At 36.6% G+C, this 16,062-nt stretch carries 16 protein-coding genes and 4 pseudogenes; 10 read left to right on the plus strand and 10 right to left on the minus strand.

Annotated features, from left to right (window positions below; all coding sequences use genetic code 11):
• Window position 1: 1 nt before the first annotated feature.
• The 4 genes and pseudogenes from SAY88_RS13695 to SAY88_RS13710 form a co-directional block, all read right to left on the minus strand.
• Window positions 2-235 (minus strand): annotated as a pseudogene (locus tag SAY88_RS13695) (stage II sporulation protein P); the annotation flags it as partial.
• Window positions 236-595: 360 nt separating this feature from the next.
• The gene (gene gerQ / locus SAY88_RS13700; protein WP_332632377.1) at window positions 596-1,060 is read right to left on the minus strand and encodes a spore coat protein GerQ; all 465 of its coding nucleotides are present in this window, start codon (window positions 1,058-1,060) and stop codon (window positions 596-598) included.
• A 23-nt stretch (window positions 1,061-1,083) separates the two neighbouring features.
• Window positions 1,084-1,560 carry a cell wall hydrolase gene (locus SAY88_RS13705; protein WP_332632378.1) on the minus strand — a complete coding sequence of 159 codons (477 nt, stop codon included), beginning with the start codon at window positions 1,558-1,560 and terminating at the stop codon, window positions 1,084-1,086.
• Between the two features lie 875 nt (window positions 1,561-2,435).
• Entirely contained in the window at window positions 2,436-2,747 is a 312-nt protein-coding gene (locus SAY88_RS13710) for a DUF421 domain-containing protein (protein ID WP_332632379.1), read from the minus strand.
• Window positions 2,748-3,097: 350 nt separating this feature from the next.
• On the opposite strand from SAY88_RS13710, the pseudogene SAY88_RS13715 reads away from it, so the two are divergent.
• Window positions 3,098-3,540: pseudogene (locus SAY88_RS13715) on the plus strand (DUF421 domain-containing protein).
• A gap of 68 nt (window positions 3,541-3,608) precedes the next feature.
• Here the strand turns inward: SAY88_RS13715 and SAY88_RS13720 are convergent.
• Window positions 3,609-3,959, minus strand: coding sequence for a YmaF family protein (locus SAY88_RS13720; protein WP_332632380.1), 351 nt, complete (start codon window positions 3,957-3,959; stop codon window positions 3,609-3,611).
• Window positions 3,960-3,975: 16 nt separating this feature from the next.
• Between SAY88_RS13720 and SAY88_RS13725 the strand changes: the two genes are divergently transcribed.
• Both SAY88_RS13725 and SAY88_RS13730 read left to right on the plus strand, forming a co-directional pair.
• Window positions 3,976-4,617, plus strand: a complete 642-nt coding sequence (locus tag SAY88_RS13725; protein WP_332632381.1) for a glycosyltransferase — start codon at window positions 3,976-3,978, stop codon at window positions 4,615-4,617.
• Window positions 4,618-4,915: 298 nt separating this feature from the next.
• The gene (locus tag SAY88_RS13730; RefSeq protein WP_332632382.1) at window positions 4,916-5,251 is read left to right on the plus strand and encodes a L,D-transpeptidase; all 336 of its coding nucleotides are present in this window, start codon (window positions 4,916-4,918) and stop codon (window positions 5,249-5,251) included.
• 207 nt (window positions 5,252-5,458) lie between these two features.
• On the opposite strand, the gene SAY88_RS13735 is transcribed toward SAY88_RS13730, so the two are convergent.
• The 4 genes from SAY88_RS13735 to SAY88_RS26015 all read right to left on the minus strand — a co-directional run bounded on the left by SAY88_RS13735 (window position 5,459) and on the right by SAY88_RS26015 (window position 11,380).
• Window positions 5,459-7,042 carry a SagB family peptide dehydrogenase gene (locus tag SAY88_RS13735; RefSeq protein ID WP_332632383.1) on the minus strand — a complete coding sequence of 528 codons (1,584 nt, stop codon included), beginning with the start codon at window positions 7,040-7,042 and terminating at the stop codon, window positions 5,459-5,461.
• Between the two features lie 24 nt (window positions 7,043-7,066).
• Window positions 7,067-9,007: a TOMM precursor leader peptide-binding protein gene (locus SAY88_RS13740; RefSeq protein ID WP_332632384.1), complete on the minus strand. Its 1,941-nt coding sequence runs from the start codon at window positions 9,005-9,007 to the stop codon at window positions 7,067-7,069.
• Complete coding sequence (locus SAY88_RS13745) at window positions 9,007-10,968, minus strand: putative thiazole-containing bacteriocin maturation protein (protein ID WP_332632385.1); 1,962 nt, start codon at window positions 10,966-10,968, stop codon at window positions 9,007-9,009. Before SAY88_RS13745 ends, SAY88_RS13740 begins: the two co-directional genes overlap by 1 nt.
• A 151-nt stretch (window positions 10,969-11,119) precedes the next feature.
• Window positions 11,120-11,380: a heterocycloanthracin/sonorensin family bacteriocin gene (locus SAY88_RS26015; protein WP_431308874.1), complete on the minus strand. Its 261-nt coding sequence runs from the start codon at window positions 11,378-11,380 to the stop codon at window positions 11,120-11,122.
• Between the two features lie 1,507 nt (window positions 11,381-12,887).
• Between SAY88_RS26015 and SAY88_RS13755 the strand changes: the two genes are divergently transcribed.
• The 3 genes and pseudogenes from SAY88_RS13755 to SAY88_RS26020 all read left to right on the plus strand — a co-directional run.
• On the plus strand, window positions 12,888-13,094 hold the full coding sequence (locus SAY88_RS13755; protein ID WP_332632387.1) for a DUF1657 domain-containing protein: 207 nt from the start codon (window positions 12,888-12,890) through the stop codon (window positions 13,092-13,094).
• Window positions 13,095-13,255: 161 nt separating this feature from the next.
• Entirely contained in the window at window positions 13,256-13,576 is a 321-nt protein-coding gene (locus tag SAY88_RS13760; protein ID WP_332632388.1) for a DUF421 domain-containing protein, read from the plus strand.
• A gap of 12 nt (window positions 13,577-13,588) precedes the next feature.
• Window positions 13,589-13,726: pseudogene (locus SAY88_RS26020) on the plus strand (hypothetical protein); the annotation flags it as partial.
• Window positions 13,727-14,143: 417 nt separating this feature from the next.
• On the opposite strand, the gene SAY88_RS13765 reads toward SAY88_RS26020, so the two are convergent.
• On the minus strand, window positions 14,144-14,287 hold the full coding sequence (locus SAY88_RS13765; protein ID WP_332632389.1) for a hypothetical protein: 144 nt from the start codon (window positions 14,285-14,287) through the stop codon (window positions 14,144-14,146).
• A 209-nt stretch (window positions 14,288-14,496) separates the two neighbouring features.
• Here SAY88_RS13765 and SAY88_RS26025 point away from each other — a divergent pair.
• From SAY88_RS26025 to SAY88_RS13780, 4 genes and pseudogenes are all read left to right on the plus strand, one after another.
• Window positions 14,497-14,592, plus strand: a pseudogene (locus SAY88_RS26025) (helix-turn-helix domain-containing protein); the annotation flags it as partial.
• Between the two features lie 84 nt (window positions 14,593-14,676).
• A complete protein-coding gene (locus SAY88_RS13770) occupies window positions 14,677-15,069 on the plus strand; it encodes a LexA family protein (protein WP_332632390.1) in 393 nt (130 codons plus the stop codon).
• A gap of 12 nt (window positions 15,070-15,081) precedes the next feature.
• On the plus strand, window positions 15,082-15,570 hold the full coding sequence (locus tag SAY88_RS13775) for a site-specific integrase family protein (protein ID WP_332632391.1): 489 nt from the start codon (window positions 15,082-15,084) through the stop codon (window positions 15,568-15,570).
• Between the two features lie 44 nt (window positions 15,571-15,614).
• On the plus strand, window positions 15,615-15,905 hold the full coding sequence (locus SAY88_RS13780; RefSeq protein WP_332632392.1) for a tyrosine-type recombinase/integrase: 291 nt from the start codon (window positions 15,615-15,617) through the stop codon (window positions 15,903-15,905).
• Window positions 15,906-16,062 lie beyond the last annotated feature (157 nt).

The following is a 16,062-nucleotide window of genomic DNA, read 5'->3' on the forward strand; positions in this document are numbered from 1 at the left end:
TTTATAATTCTTCCTGTAGAATTTCTACAATAATTTCCGATAAATAATCCGCCGCCCGTTTTACATCTTCCATAGAATTATCAATTCCACCTATTTCTAGAAGCACAGATTGTTCAAAAAGATCTTGATTGTATGTATTTTGATTAAATGTCTGATTTCCTTGTAACAGAACCCCTCTTGAAAGGTTTGGATATCTTTCATCTAACCGATCATGTAGTTTTTCCACAAAAGCTAAATTTTTTCGTACCCGGAATAGTCACTAACACAATAACCATATTTAGCTTTAAAAAAGTTTTCAGAAGACTTATCCAGCTCTCACTTTACATTTATTTACAAAAACAAACTATTCCCTGTAAAACCTTTGCCAAGAACTTACTATCCACCAAACTATCGATTTAGTTGAACTTTTGTTACTTTCCAGATTTCTTTTTATAAATGCGAATTTGCTTTCCATTTTTTTTAGAAGTGAGAGCTACAAATCCAATTATGAGGAGAAAACGTTCGGTTAAAATTAATGGCTGATTTTTGTTTCTATATATATGGGTAGAACTAAAAAACCCGCTCATTTTGGCAGCAGTTTTTTAGTTCTACAACATTACTCTGATATGTCCAAGGATGCCTGAACTTCCGGACTTATTTCCGTGTGAGGATAGTTAATTTGTTCTCCAAATTCTACCCAGTCAAGATTTGCCATCAGAAGTAGGTAGCGTTTACCGCTGGCCGGGTCACTAATGATGATATGGTCACGGCCAGCCGTTTCAACGCGCCCTTGGTAAACCATTGCGTTCCATCTGTTGTTCCCTTGGTAAGTAAAGTAGAATGTACCAACCTTACCTTTGTTGAAGCGCAGGATATTCTCGATAAACGATTCTTCCACCACTCCTGTCGGTAGCTGCTGCCCAGTCCCCATCGGAACCACAGGCACAGAATATGCGGGTCCAGAAGGCATACCCGCCGGGAAGCCGCTTGGTTGTTGTGCGGCATGGTTCTGCATCATAGTATCTGGATAAAAACCTGGGTAATTGTTCATTGGATAATATCTAGAGTTTCCACAAGTCATGAGAAGATCATCTCCTTATTATTTCATCTATAAAACTCTGGGCAGTAGCCCGGTACAGCGACATAGAAGCAATGATTTTTGTGCGCAAAATCGAACTGTGTCATAGGGGTTCTTGGCATCGTGGGGGTACAAGGATCTCGGTATGCTTGCCCCGGACTTGGATTAAAAAACCACAAATTCATTCTGGCTCGAGGATTCCGATGACCATTCAACAAATTCCTGGCCCTCTGAAGGTCTTCTTCCGTAGGACGCTGTGTATACAAGGATCCATTTAAAACAGGCTCGAAGTGAGGAATTCCAGTTCCTGGTATCTCTTGATAGATAGCATGACGGATATTACGTAAATTTTTGAAGTCCGGCTCACAGTCTGCCTCGACCCGATTGGCCACAACTGTTCCTACCAGATCCATCCCTTCGGCACCTTCACCAATCGCCTCCGCTAGCATGAGCCTTGCTAAAGAATTCACGTCACGTTCAGTATGTTTAATTCGCCTACCCATTTTCTCACTCCCTTCGGCTTATACAAGTAACTTATTACCTGAAGGTAGTTTTGGTAGCTTGCCTATGCGCCCAAACCTTGGAAATTACATCTTAAAAGTAAAGAGCCTTGTCTTTTTCCATAGATTTTCACTACATAAAAATGATTTATTATCTAAAAACGATTATGTTTATGATTCCGTTAGTATAAGTGAAGAGCTTCACAATAAAAATAGAAGAGCATGTGTTGAAAGATGAAGATCAAGCTTTCGAAATAGCGAATTTATTGTATCGTTGGTCTTCGATGTGGTAAATCATTGTTTCTACCTACCGTACAGATAATAAAAGCCTTTCGTAATCTATGTATGTTTACCTATACTAGAAACGGTATATGCCTAATTGACATCTAATAAGAAAATCACCCAGATAAATGGGAAAACGCCCTTTCACCAAAAAGTTTATTGCATAATTTATGGTTGAGTTTTATTTATAAAAAGGAGGAAAAGCATGTACCGGTATATACCCAGTGTTTATCAAAAATTTGGTGCCCCTCATTCCAATTATCGAACTTTTAATAGGTTTGGAATCAAGACATACCATCCACTCATTCAAGAAACAATTTAGAACCGATAAGTGATAATTATTTAACAAACTTTTTCTTTTTGCTGAACGTCAGTTTGTATCTAAGCTTTATATAAAGTGGATGAGAGAAATAATATAGCTAGTCTATTTAGAGAGTCTATTTAGAGAGTATATTTTAGCAGGTATAATTGTTGGTCAGGAATATCCCCCCTCAACAAGCAATGGAAATAATTGAAGAGTGGAAAAGAAGCGGAGAATTAAAATTGTTATAATCTAAAGTAAAAGTGCCTTTAAAATGGATTTCTTATTAAAGTAACTATAAATATATATCTGTCTTTATTATAATATTAGTACTGTTAATCAAGCTGCCCATGTTAAAAGACATCAATATCCACACCGTATTGCCGTGTTCTTTACTTACAAAAGATATTAAAGCAACAATAATATATTTCATACTAATTGTTACATTAAATGTTAAATTTCCAGCAATTGCTCCTAACATAATGGTAGCAATAAAATCATGGTATGTTATTTGAGAAATGGTTTGCTTTCCAAGTAAATGGGCAATAGATATAAGCATTACAAATGCTAATAAACATTGCAATATGATTTCAATTGTTTGTAACATGAAACCTGGCCCTAAATAAATTTTTCAAAATATGCAATTAAGACTTATTTTGAAACAAATCCCCTAAAAGTATCCACTATTGAAAATAATATCCTTTTTTGTTATTAGTTATCAAGGAATAATAAAAAAAATTAAATAATCGTTGAAACTATAAAATTAGTTAGGTTATTTCTTTTGGTTTTTATTGTTATGCGTATACTTGGTAAAACTCTGTTTTCTCAGTGGACAGCCTATGATCTTATAACAATCATTTTTTATCTAATGCAGCATTAGGTGCAGTAACCATTAACAGTTTTTTTCATGCTGTAATTTGTATAATTCTTATTGGCATCATTATTACTAGATAGAGCATGTGTGAATTTCTAACTCATTTAATTATTGGTGAACCCACCATTCTAATAAAGCATGGCAAAATTGTTCAAAAGAATTTAAAACAAATTCGCTATTCTTTAGCAGAACTTTTATCAACCGTTCGAGTATTTGGGTATCCAGATATCAAGATATTGAATATGCCATATTAGAACCAAATGGAATAATAAGTATCATTCCGAGGAAAGAATTACAGCCTTTAACTCTTGAACATTGCAATATTGAAATTGAAAATTCTGGTTTACCATTTGCATTTATTATTGAAGGCAAAATTCAAAAACGAAATATGGCCCTTATTAACAAAGATGAACAATGGCTAAAAAACATGTTAGAACAAAAGGGGATTGAAAATATTAATGATGTCTTCTATACATACATGCAAGATAGCGAGGAATCCTTTACAATTCTTACTTATCAGTACTGATAAAGTACCGTATGTAATAAAAAGTCTACACCAAATGCAGACCTTTTAATTTTTAGTAAAATATTAGTCTATAAACTAGTTCGACCACTATACTTATGTCTATGTGGAATTGCACCATCAACAGAAGTTACTCCACTAAATTCATGATAATGCCCTCCGCCTGGGAGAAATATTGCTGGGCCTGTTCCCCCACGAATAACATGTTTATGCCTATCGTCAACAGTAGTAAATGTAAAATAACGATGTGTATGTTGGATTCCACTAGAAGCTGGTTCTGTAATTCCCGCATAACGATGATCATGTCCTACATCAAATGATGTTACTCCTTTGAATTCATGGGTATGAACAGGTTGACCATCCCAAGTTGTTATATATAGATTATGCGAATGTTCAGAACCACCCTCATCAAAATCATACATAAATCCAGCAGGTTCTATGAAAAAATTGTTAATGGGAATGATTTTGTTAATTCCGCTAATCATGTTTGCTGGGTCAATAAGTACCTACGCAAAAAACCAGGAACAATGCATTAGCCAAACAGAGGTAAAGTTCGAAAATGAATTTAGGAGACTTTGGATTGATCATGTATTGTGGACAAGTAATTATATTACAAGCGCAACAACAGCAGGAGCAGAAGATCAAAAACAGGTGTTGTCAAGGTTGCTGAAAAATCAAGAAGATATTGGTAATGCTGTGAAGCCCATATACGGAGAGGAAGCTGGGAACAAACTTACAGATTTGCTTAAAGAGCATATCGTTATTGCGGGAAAGATTGTAGATGCGGCTAAAAGCGGAAATGAAACCTTGGTGAATCAGCTAAACAAAGAATGGTATAAAAATGCTGAGGAAATAGCCGCTTTCCTTAGTAGCGCGAACCCTTACTTGGAAAATGAAGATCTAAAAAAATTGCTGTTTATGCATTTGGAGTTGGTGGCAAATGATTTATCAGCAAGCTTAGTAAAAGATTGGGATGCAAGAATTGTTGCAATAGATGAAGGGGTTACCCATATAATCCTAATGTCAGATGCTATCTCTGCGGGGATTGTGAAGCAGTTTCCTGAGAAGTTTAATAAATAATCTCAATAAGCGCCAGCAGAATGCTGGAGCTTATTGAAAATTTCCTTAAGGGCATGTAGTTTCCCACGTTTATTTATTTGTTTTAGGAAAATATTAATATTAATAAAAACAGGAAACGGCTATTACTGTTTCCTGTTTTTCACTTAATCTCTCCGTTAGAATAAGCCAAATTAAACCTCTCTATCTTCGAACTGTTATTCAGTAGTTTCTCTTTTATTTGTCATTAACTGTAAAATTCCAATTAACAAATGCCTGTATTACTTCATATAATATTCGAAAAATGTGGAGTTGGTTTTTCATGGCAAAATGGATTGATGTATCTACATCAAAACATCAATTAAAACTTTTTGATGGAAACAGACTTTTCAAAACTTACCCAATTGCAGTTGGAAAAATATTGTCACCAACACCATCTGGCACATATACGATTATTAATAAACAACGTAATCCAGGCGGACCATTTGGAGTGCTTTGGATGGGATTATCAAGACCCCACTATGGTATACACGGAACAAACAATCCAGCTTCAATCGGTAAGAATGTCTCACATGGATGTATTAGGATGTTTAATCATGATGTCCTAGATTTATCTTATAAAGTTCCAATTGGTACTAGGGTTGTTATTCATAAATGACTTTGTTAATCTCCTATACTGCATAATAAGAGTCAACTACGTATAAATGACTCTGTTAAATCTCACCTCCTTTATACATAGTTGATTCAAAAGCAGCATAAAGGAGGCTCCTATTTTCAATGACCTTGATCACGTTCAGTACCTATGAAATCCTATACTATAAATATCCATTCTTGCATGATAAATAGTGCGTTACTCTTGCTTTACCTAGCTAAATAAACTCCCTCTTAACCATGCGCGTGAACGGTATGGTCCGACGGGAATTTGGATCAAGCTGGTTTTTCCTTTCGAATTGATCCTGTAAAGCTTATCACATTGGTTTGCATCGAATCCTAACAATGGATGCCCGCCCATCCCTAAAGCACACGACACCAAGAGCAGCCGTTGTACGAGAATGCCCGCTTCCATCTGTTGTATACGGTATCCTCTATACCCAAATATCTCTTTGAGGTGCTCCTTGTCTCCAACCACATGCATACAGAGTGGGACTTGATATAAATTCACATTGGGCATAGTTAATCCAGATTGTAAAAACTCCCGGTAATCCCCCTTGGCCATTCTCCGAAGTGCATGAGTGCCATTGTCATAAGAATAGGCACCATTATGAATTCCCTCTACATTATAAAAACTCCCATATAAAGAAACACGAGTCTCAATCTGTCCCTGTGTAGCGTCAATGTCATTTTGATACGAAAAAGAAAATGTCTCTTTTAATAAAGTAGCTAATTGTGCTTGGCTCCCTTTTCCTAACATAAAATCGATATCAGGAGAATACCGCTCCCTGCAAATAGATACGAGATCGAATGATAAGCAATCTGTAAATGGCAGCAAGACTATCTCCGTATCTAATGGGAGTTTCTCACAATTATTTTTCTTTATTTTGACAAATGACTTTTTTGTTTCAAACATCGATACTTCATTAAGTTTTCTCAGCAGCGGATAATCAATGACTCTCTTTGAACGATTAAAGGTAATATGATTCAATACTGGAACTTCCCGACACAATTCAGTTGCTGAAACCATTTCTTCTCTTTGTTGAACGTTGTCAACACAAGTAATTGATGGTTTCATACTTAATGGGATAACTGCATATACACTTTCCTCCTGTTCCGGTAGCCCAAGCAAATGATTAATAGACCGATCGAGAAATTGATAACATACCCGTGTAGAAAACCCCATTCGCTTGGCTACTTCTAATGATTGCCCAATTAACACACCTGCATCTAAGCCTTGGAGTCTGTAGGAAAAATTATTGTATTTATAAAAATTTTTCCAAAAAACGGTCGAGACAAAAGCGATGCAAAAACAATCCGAAATAGGAAGACCGTTTTCAAGACTTCTACTTAAGTAGAAATCGTAATTTCCTTTTCGTAACAAAATAAGACGATGATGCGCTACATCATAATGGTAAATTCCTTCGGGAGCGTTATCCAGTTTTAAATACACGTATAATTCGTTAGGGTACAACGCCCCCCCAGAGGGAACAAATCTCCGTAGAGACTGAGTAAATCTTGCATTTTTTTCCTTGCCTCCATTAATTAAAGTAGATTGAGAGTATTGAGTAAGCCCGTATACATTCCATAAAAAATGACCAACCTCTACAAGACTCGGATTTTGATCACCTTCTCTCTTCTTGAGTGATAAAGGTACTTCTGCAGAGAGAGGGATCCTTGGTAAATCGCGGTACAATTTATAGGGAAGTGGCGCATCCTCCCAATCTACCTCCCAATCTGGGGGGAAGATTTTATCCGTTTCAAAATGCAGTTGATGTAGAAAAGCTTCTAGCTCCAAATCGTTTACCCTCCTACTCTTCCATTACGGGAATGGATGGGGAAATGGATTAAGTTGTTCATACAATAACGGTTTCTTCTCATATCCTAGTTGCATGGGGACCGTTAGTACCCTCTCCAACCCTTTCACTCGGGTGAGGTGATGCCCAAATGTCATTGGTAACATACCTGGAATTAATACCTTTACACAGTGTAATCCATTCCGTTTAGTTATAGTTGTTGTTTGATCAACCACTATAACATCTAGGTTTAAACGGCGGAACTTCTGAAGGATATCCTGAAGATCATCTTTTAAATCAGTATTGGCCGGCGTCTCCTTAAATTCCTCAGCAAACGTACGTAAAGGACGGTGATCATCCAATAAAAAATTCAGTCGTTCTTCTGCTTCTTTGAGACCATATAACATACCATGGTCCTCCATGGTACGTACTGCAAACGGATCTTTAAGCATCTTTTTATATTTCTGTCGGTTTTTCTCCAACTTTTCATCATCCCTAAACATCATTCCTGCAAGCTCGTAAATCGAGCTTTTTACAGCACTAACAGGATCAGGGTTAGCACCTGCTGCACAAATAATGTTTACGCCCCTGGATCTTCTGTTTTTTGCGACTGCCCAAACACTTGGAATCTCATGTTCCATTGTTGAATTGTAAAAATAAAGGTCATAACCGGTAACCTCAGTAATACGGTCGACCATCAGCTGTAATTCTATATCGTTAGCTGAGAGAAGATCAAGCCGCGGGAGGGGGAGCCTTGCATACCAGGTTAACAAGAACGAATCTCGCTCGACAACCTCCATAATCGCATGGAAAATGGCTTCTTCTAATGTCCCTCCTATGGCGCATCCGTTTGATGTTTCATATACAAAGCCATTCCCACAGCTCAAACTATAGTAGGCAAGTAACTCTGGAACTAGAATAGGACGTTCTTCTAGTAACGAGTAACCCCAGACCCAACTCATTGGCTCATCAGGCTTAAAAGGTTTAAACGGAAAATCAGGCTTTTTATATTGAGCCGATTCATGTACACCAACACCTGTTGGGTTTAGTGCACTATCTTTTAATTGATGATAACTATCATGAACGACTGTCCTTTTTCCTCGAGGTTCGATTCCGCAATATCGTTCCAAGCCTTCCAATAGGGCAGTCAACTCACTCGCTTCATAAGAATTAGATCTCCCTGCTACTCCCTCGTCTCCTCCAAACAGCGGCATGTTTACTAAAACATCAGCAAAAGGAAGCCTGACATCCTGCATTTTTCCATTCATAAGCCCAGTACGATAATCGAGATAATCTTTGACTAACACTGTTTTTAATTCATCCATCGACCGACTGCGATAACCGCTATCATTGATTTTAGGACTGGATTCTAACCGAATTTGAGCTAATTCTGATGTATCATTGGGTAATGAACTGCACATCGGACAAGTTGGGTTAGGTAAGAAAATGTGCAGTGAATTCGATAACGTTTTCATGTTCGTAATGGACACTTTTTCTTCTAAGTTGCTGGATTCTCCTTGAAGAACCCTTCGCACAGCATTGCTGATCAAAGCTGCCATTTGCGACAGCCCAATTCGTGATGCCCAAGCATCTTGATGTATACCTTCTTCTGCTGGCAATCTCCTTTGAAACTCCCACATTTCTTGACGATCAGGTCCCGCTATAATACGTCGCATATCAGCACAACAAGAACATCCCGATGTATCCGGGCGTACGAATGGACCAATGATTCCCTCTCCAAACGAAATGAAACCTCGAAGCCATGGAATACCTGCCTCCCTGAATCTTTCTTCCGCTTTTTGATGAACAGATGGATGCCAGGAATCGTGGAGCACAAGAGCTAATTCTGTTTCATCTGGAAAGTCTTCTAATATACTTTGACGCTTTATGATATAGGTTTCGGACAATTGATGACAGACAAAATCTGCTAATAAACCTCTTCCATCCATTAGAATTAGGGCTGTCATTAGCATTCCTCCTCTCGAACCTGTACACCAAACACCCCTGCTATTTCATGCTTTAAAAAAGGTTCGAACGATAGGTCATAAATAACTAAACGTTTTCTGTATTGTTTTAAGACCTGAACGGAAGATTGTAATACCTCTAATTGAGTCATTCCATCACAAGAAGGAATTTTGAGTTGGGATTTCTTTTTATCAACAAAGTCGGCTGGCACCATTTCATGCCTTACCAGTGAATTGACCTGGTTTGGAGTATTTAACAGTGCTTGTTCTAACGCATGTCGTAATGCAAACGTTATATTTAAACCTACCCTATTGTACCATCGACCATTCGACCTTATCCGTATAACAGGGAAGCCCAGAATATCCTCTCTTAAATCGATGCTTGGTGGACCATTTAAGGTAGTCAACGCATTTAAATAGTATCTGCATTGCTGATCTTCTATTGATTCTAGCTGAAGTTCAAAGAGCAAGTTGGGTTGATCAACCTTTCTTTCTCTCAACTTTTCATCTAAATATTTTTGCAGTCCTCGACATATAGCCTCTTCTATTGTTTGCCCTGCACCGATGCCTATAAAACCTTCTGGTATAATCGAGTCAATCTGATCATTTTGATGTTTAAATCCCTTAACATTTGGATCGAACAATTGTGAAACATACATTTCAATGCCTGTCAGCCCGGCATGTCTTTTTGCCTCCTCATGTGTAAAACCAGCACAAACAACTTCTGAAAGAAGTGCTGCTGGGCCGTAACTTATTGGGTTAACTGCTTGAACATAACACTGAGCGAGAGGAAGCTGTGGCAAATTTCGTTCCTCCCATGAATGAAAAATTCCTACCTCTTCGGAAGTTAATCGACTAAAATATTCTAATAGTTTACTAGGTGAAGTATTTCTGTTTACTTCATGTTTAATCCTTACATCAAGGTCTTCAATCAGCCTGGGCGTTAAACTACTAGACGTAACCAACGGGTGTGTGAGGTATGATAACCAGTTCCCCTCCAATGTTTCAAGATCAAGTAGGTAAATTTGGTTACTTTGAGTTGAACCTGCAATTCCTACAGCCTTCTTGAAAAATTCAAATACAAGGACATTTGCCAAAATTGATCCAGCAGTTGAAGAGAAATTGGTAGGCTGATGATCATCTTGAACGGCAGATTGGTGAAGGCGACGCCATGCAGACTCCCAGCATCCATCTGATTCTTGATGAACGACTGGACCCGCTAGCCCTACTTGTTCTAAACATATTGCAGGTATAAATACCTTCCTTTCCTCTTTGCAAACGAAGTTAAGATTCCTTAGTTCATTTACATTTCCATCCTGCGAAACATACAGAACCCAATCGTAAGGCTGTACCGCTTGTTTCCAAACACTTCTATACTCCCCTTTTTCAAAAGGGACCTCCTTTATCTCTACCTCGGAATCATCTTTTTGGGCATTCTGCACCAGTTCATGAATCCGGGGCCGATTTATAGGCATTGATTGTGTTAACATAAAGTGGAATTTAGGAAGTCCCGACTCGAGTAGTGCACCTACCAATGAAACTAGCATAGGACCAGATCCTACAGCCAGAATTTTAGCCTGACGATATTCTTGAAAGTGGTACGCGCCAGAATCAACAAAATTTTCAATAAATTCAATTTGTGAAGAATATTTTTCAAGAATCATAAGATTTAATTGGTGTGGTCGATCCTGACTTATATCTCGTACAAAGCCATTCTGGTACAATGTTTCTCCAATCTCATATACTCTCTTCTTATACGGGGCCGTTAGTCCCTCGGTCAATTTTTCCAATGTTTGCTCTCCATTGAACAACGGCATCAGTGTTTCAATCCACTGATAGATAGTACTTCCTTTGAGACGGAAGGAGCTTTCGTTATTTCTAAAATACACACCACCTTCTTGATCTGGGATATAAAATGTATCTTTTTTTACCTTCAGACGTGTGAAAGCGTTAAGTTTTTTCATTCAGCTCCTCCTTAATAATCAATACAAATTAGGCACTACCATTTTATGTAGTTTTATTTGTCCATTATGATTAACTAAAAAAGTGTCCCTGCGATAAGTTATGCAGGGACCACTTTTTTCCATTAAATAACTAAATTTTTCAAAAAAACGTTTACCTTCCCCAACAGCGGAAACAGTTATGACATCTAAAACAGTTATGACATCTAAAACAGTTAAAGCAGTTAAAACAGCTAAAGCAGTTAAAACAATTAAAAAAGCAACTGAAACAACGAAAACCGCCACATCGGTGGAAGCCTCCGCCCCCAAACGTACCAAAACGTGTATTTTCACTATTAGCATCCATTGGAATTAACTCACCAACTTGGTACTGATCCATTTCCAAATTTTGCAGTTGATTTTGATAATTATGCATTTTTCTTCTCCTTTATTTTTATTTTTCAGGTTAATCCGACACCTGATAGGAGAGTTCAAGGAAGTTATAAATCAGTTATGGGCATTTAAAACCATCAGACATTCCGCGTACTCTCTTCAACAAAATATGATTCCTTTTAGGTGATTGTTACTGTTGTCAGTGCCCAAATCTCATTGAAGGTATCGTCTATTTGGCAATGTGGAAATTTATTTTTGATGAATATTCCAGTCTCTCTGGTTACATGTATCATTCAGGTGGATCAGATCCTTATCCTTATCATTCTCATAGCTTAGAGATGATGAACCTGTTGAGTGTTACTCCATATTATGTTAGGCATAACCATAAGTATATTGGGAAAACAACACCTGCAACAAGAACCATCTGCCTATAAAGCGAATTCAATTAAAGCCTACGATGCAGAAGGTGCTGACAATAACCGTATATAAGAATTCTTAAACGATTCAGCTGATCTTTAAAAACCATAGAAAATATAAATAAAGACACGGTTCAATCAAATGTGAAAATAAAAAAGCAGTTAGTGAATATTGAAACAGAGTTAAAAGAAGCCACTCCATGCAAGAAAAATAGGCACTTATTAGAAAAGTATGTACAAGCATTTCAACAATCTACAAGAGAAAAGTAAAAGCAACTCTTTCAACTTTTGCTAAATAAGATAACAATCAATCCAACGGTCGTTCGCGAACTATTGATAAGGTTGAACTTGAATTTGATTTTTCCGAAGTGAATTTTTCAAAGACCTCAGATGAAAATACTGATTCAAAAGATAAAATACCACCTTATCTTCAATGATGTTGGTTATTTATGATCGGTTTTTTAATGTACTACTGCTGTGGATTATATAATTAGGTTCATTTAATTCGTTAAACCTTATTCTTTTGTGAAATTTTAGAAATCACTACAAAGACAATTTAGAGCAAAAAGAAAAAGAATCTAACAGTCAATCTCTATACATACGGTTCGACAATCAATTTCAGTTTTAAAGGATGAAAAGGTTTTGAGGATTTTCCCTGAAGGAACAAGATGCAGAAACGGTAAATAAAAATTGAACCCAAGAAAGGAGTAGGATTTTTTGCAGAAAAATGTAAGGATCCCATCATCCCTATTGCACTAATAGGGATGGATAAAATAAAGGGATTAAGGTGTCCTATTACTGTAGTTATAGGAAAGGTAATTGATATTAAAGAAATAGATAGTTCAAATTATATAATAATCTCACAAAAAGTAATGGATGAAATATCAGCTATGACAAATTCTTTGAACTTGATCATAGTGAGCTAATATTTAGGAATGATTTCAATAGTTAATTAATGATTTGATCAGTACAATTGAAACAATACATACATAATAATGGCAAGCTTAAGGTTCTTATCTAATTTATTATGTAAATAATTACTAAACAACTCCCAAATAATTTACAACAAAATGTATCATTATATATTCGAAGTTAGCACTTCAACAACACTCAAACACCTAGGAGGAAATCAAAATGACAGTAGCAGTAAAAATGAAACAAACGTTGGCGGGCTTAAAAAGTGCTCAAGCAAGTTTAGAAACCTTTGCGCTTGAAACCGAAAACCAGGATGCAAAACAGCTTTTTCAACAAGCAGCTCAACAAGCTCAAGGAATTGTTGATGACATAGAGCCGCGCCTTCAACAAATCGAACAAGAAGAACCTCAATATAAACAACAGTAATACCTAAAGGGTGATGATAAAGGTCTGATCACTATGCTTACAGAGTATAGTTTACGGCTTGTAAACAATGGTCAGACTTTTTAGAATCACCAAAAAATGTCTCAAAAACCTTCATATTAATGTGGTCACCTTATTTTCTCGTTTTCCAGGAGGGAATAACATTGGAATACGTAATTGCATTCTTTAAAGCACTAGGAATGTTTCTAGTTGGGCTTACAGCCTTTCGTATAATGGGGAGTCAGGCTGTCGGTAGATTAACCGATTTCGATTTAGTCATTGTTATTGCAATTGGAGCTCTTATTGCCAAACCACTTGCAGACCCGGAATTAAACCCGTTAATTTCTATAGTTGCTATTAGCGCCCTTGTCATTGCGCAAATCGTTATTAGTTGGTTATCACTTAAAAGTATATTCTTTGAACGAATTGTTACAGGGAAAACGATTAAAGTAATTGAAAATGGTGCAATTATTATGAAAGTCTAACGAAAAGCTAGGCTTAGTAAAAATGAGTTAAACGAAGAACTATGTGTAAAAGGATATACATCTTCATCAGAGATTCAACAGGGGTTTATAGAACCGAATGGTAAAATTAGCTTGTTCGCAAAATCAAGTCACAAACAATCAAAGGATTAGTAATAAAACATTACTCTAGAGGGGGACATATAAGTGCCTAAGGAAGACAAAGTTTTAAAACATAAATTAAGATACAGTATATGGGAAACAAAAACAGATAAAAGACAGTTAAGAAATCTTAAAAATTCGCCAATTATCAAGGACGTACCTACAGATGACTTCAACCCCAATACACATTAAGTTATTACTGATTAATGCTACGGGTTTTGGACTACTTTTTTACTTTATTACGATGAGTAAATAAACGGCTAGAAGGTGTTTTGATTTAATAAACGATTAGAAATATGACATTTGATTTTGTCCTTTTTGTATAATTTTAACTGGTATGAGTAATCTTCCCACCTTCTCCTTGAAATAAGACTAAGCCGTTAGTAGAAGGCTTAACACCTTCTATTAATAGGTAAAAGCCTTCTACATTTATTTATTTTTTTCAATAATCTCTATATTTTTTATTGGTGTTACAACTGCATACGTATCGTAATTAAATTCATCAATAATCACTTCAACCTTCTTTACACCTTTACTAACATTAATAAACGAGTCCTTTGATACCTTCTTCACCTTTTTTCCTCATTTCTTGTTAAATTTCCTACAGGTTCATTTATATTGAACAATGTCATTTTTATTCCAATTTTTCAATGAATAGTATGTTATTTCCATTGTTGTATGATAACGTTGTTGTTTTAATTGAAATCACCTTTAATAATCCTACTCGTTAATTCTTTTCTTTTGGAAAACTCCTTAAAGAGGAACGCTAAAAAAGAAACCTCAGTCAAACGAAACTCGGAGAACTGTTGGGGGTCAGTCAAGCTTCTATTGCATCGTATGAGCGTGATGAAAAAATTCCTCGTCCCAATCGCCTCTAAGAAATCTCATCGCTGTTTAACCTCTCACCAAATGCGCTTTTAGGTCACCATTCTTCAGCTCCAGAAATCCTAAAGATTCATGGAGTGATACGTGTGCCAGTCATTGGAAGAATTTCCGTCGATAATCCGTTCGACGCAGATGAAAACATTATTGAATATACTTACATTCCAGATGACGGCAAATATCGAGAAGGCGATGTTTTCATTCTCGTAGTCAATGGAGACTCAATGGAAGGAAGAAGTCGAATATGTAAAGGCGACCGCGTACTCATTCAACGGCAGGATGATGTAGAGTCCGGGGAAATTGCTGTTGTCGCTATTCATGGAGAAGATGCCACCTTAAGGCGTGTCCAGAAAACAGAAACTGGAGAAGTTATTCTCTATCCAGACGACTCCAAGTACGAGCCAATGCTCGTGCGTAATGGAAATGCTAAGATTTATGGTAAGGTTGTGCAGGTTATTTTTGAACCATTGTAAAATAACCTGTTCATGAAAGGATATTTCCGAAAACGAGGTAACAAATGGTCCTACACCATAGACATTGGAGTAGAGCCAGCAACAGGTAAACGCAAACAAAAAACAGTTAGTGGATTTAAAACTAAGAAAGAAGTGCAGGCTGCTTGTTCAGAAATGCAGCAAGCCATCAATTCGCAAACCTTCGTTGACGAAAGTGCCATTCTTGTTAAAGACTTCGCAATGAAATGGTTGGAACATTATTCAGAGAACTCAAAAGTTAGCTCAGTGAGAATTCGAAAACAAGAATTAAACAGGCTCTTAAAATATCTTGCATATGCAAAATTAAAGGACATAACCGGCCTTACCTATCAAACTGTACTTAGCGATTTAAAGAAAAAAGGCTATTCTGATAACTCTATCCTAGGTACCCACACATCAGCTAGAATGATTTTTAAAAAGCAATGGAATACGAACTTATTAAAAAGAACCCTACGGAATTCGCAAAAATTCCTCGCAGCATAGATTCAGTTGAAGATATTGAAAACAAGAATCAAGAGATAAAATTCATGGAAAAACATGAACTCGTTCTCTTTCTAAATGCAGCAAAAAACAAAGGTTTATATCTAGACAACATATTCTTCCCCGTTCTAGCCTACAGTGGAATGCGGGTAGGAGAATTTTTAGCTCTGAAATGGAAAGATATTAATTTTCAAGAATCGACTATTAATATTACTAAAACACTATTTAATCCTAAAAACAGCTCAAAAAAGCTCAAAAAAGCTCAAAAAAGTTTCAACTCCTCTCCCCTAAAACAAAAGGTTCTATCAGAAAAGTTAAAATGGATGAGTGTATCATGAATCTCTTAAAGCAACATAAACAAGAACAGAACAAATTTAAAATGTAGGTTCGCGACCAATACGAAGATCAGGACTTTGTTCTGACCAAGCGAACTGGTTATCCTGAAATTCATCAAACAGCCCATGTTCGTATGAAACGACTTCTAAAAATAACCGG

The sequence above is a fragment of the Halalkalibacter flavus genome, from assembly GCF_036663575.1.
Taxonomy (GTDB): Bacteria; Bacillota; Bacilli; order Bacillales; family Bacillaceae_D; genus Halalkalibacter; species Halalkalibacter flavus.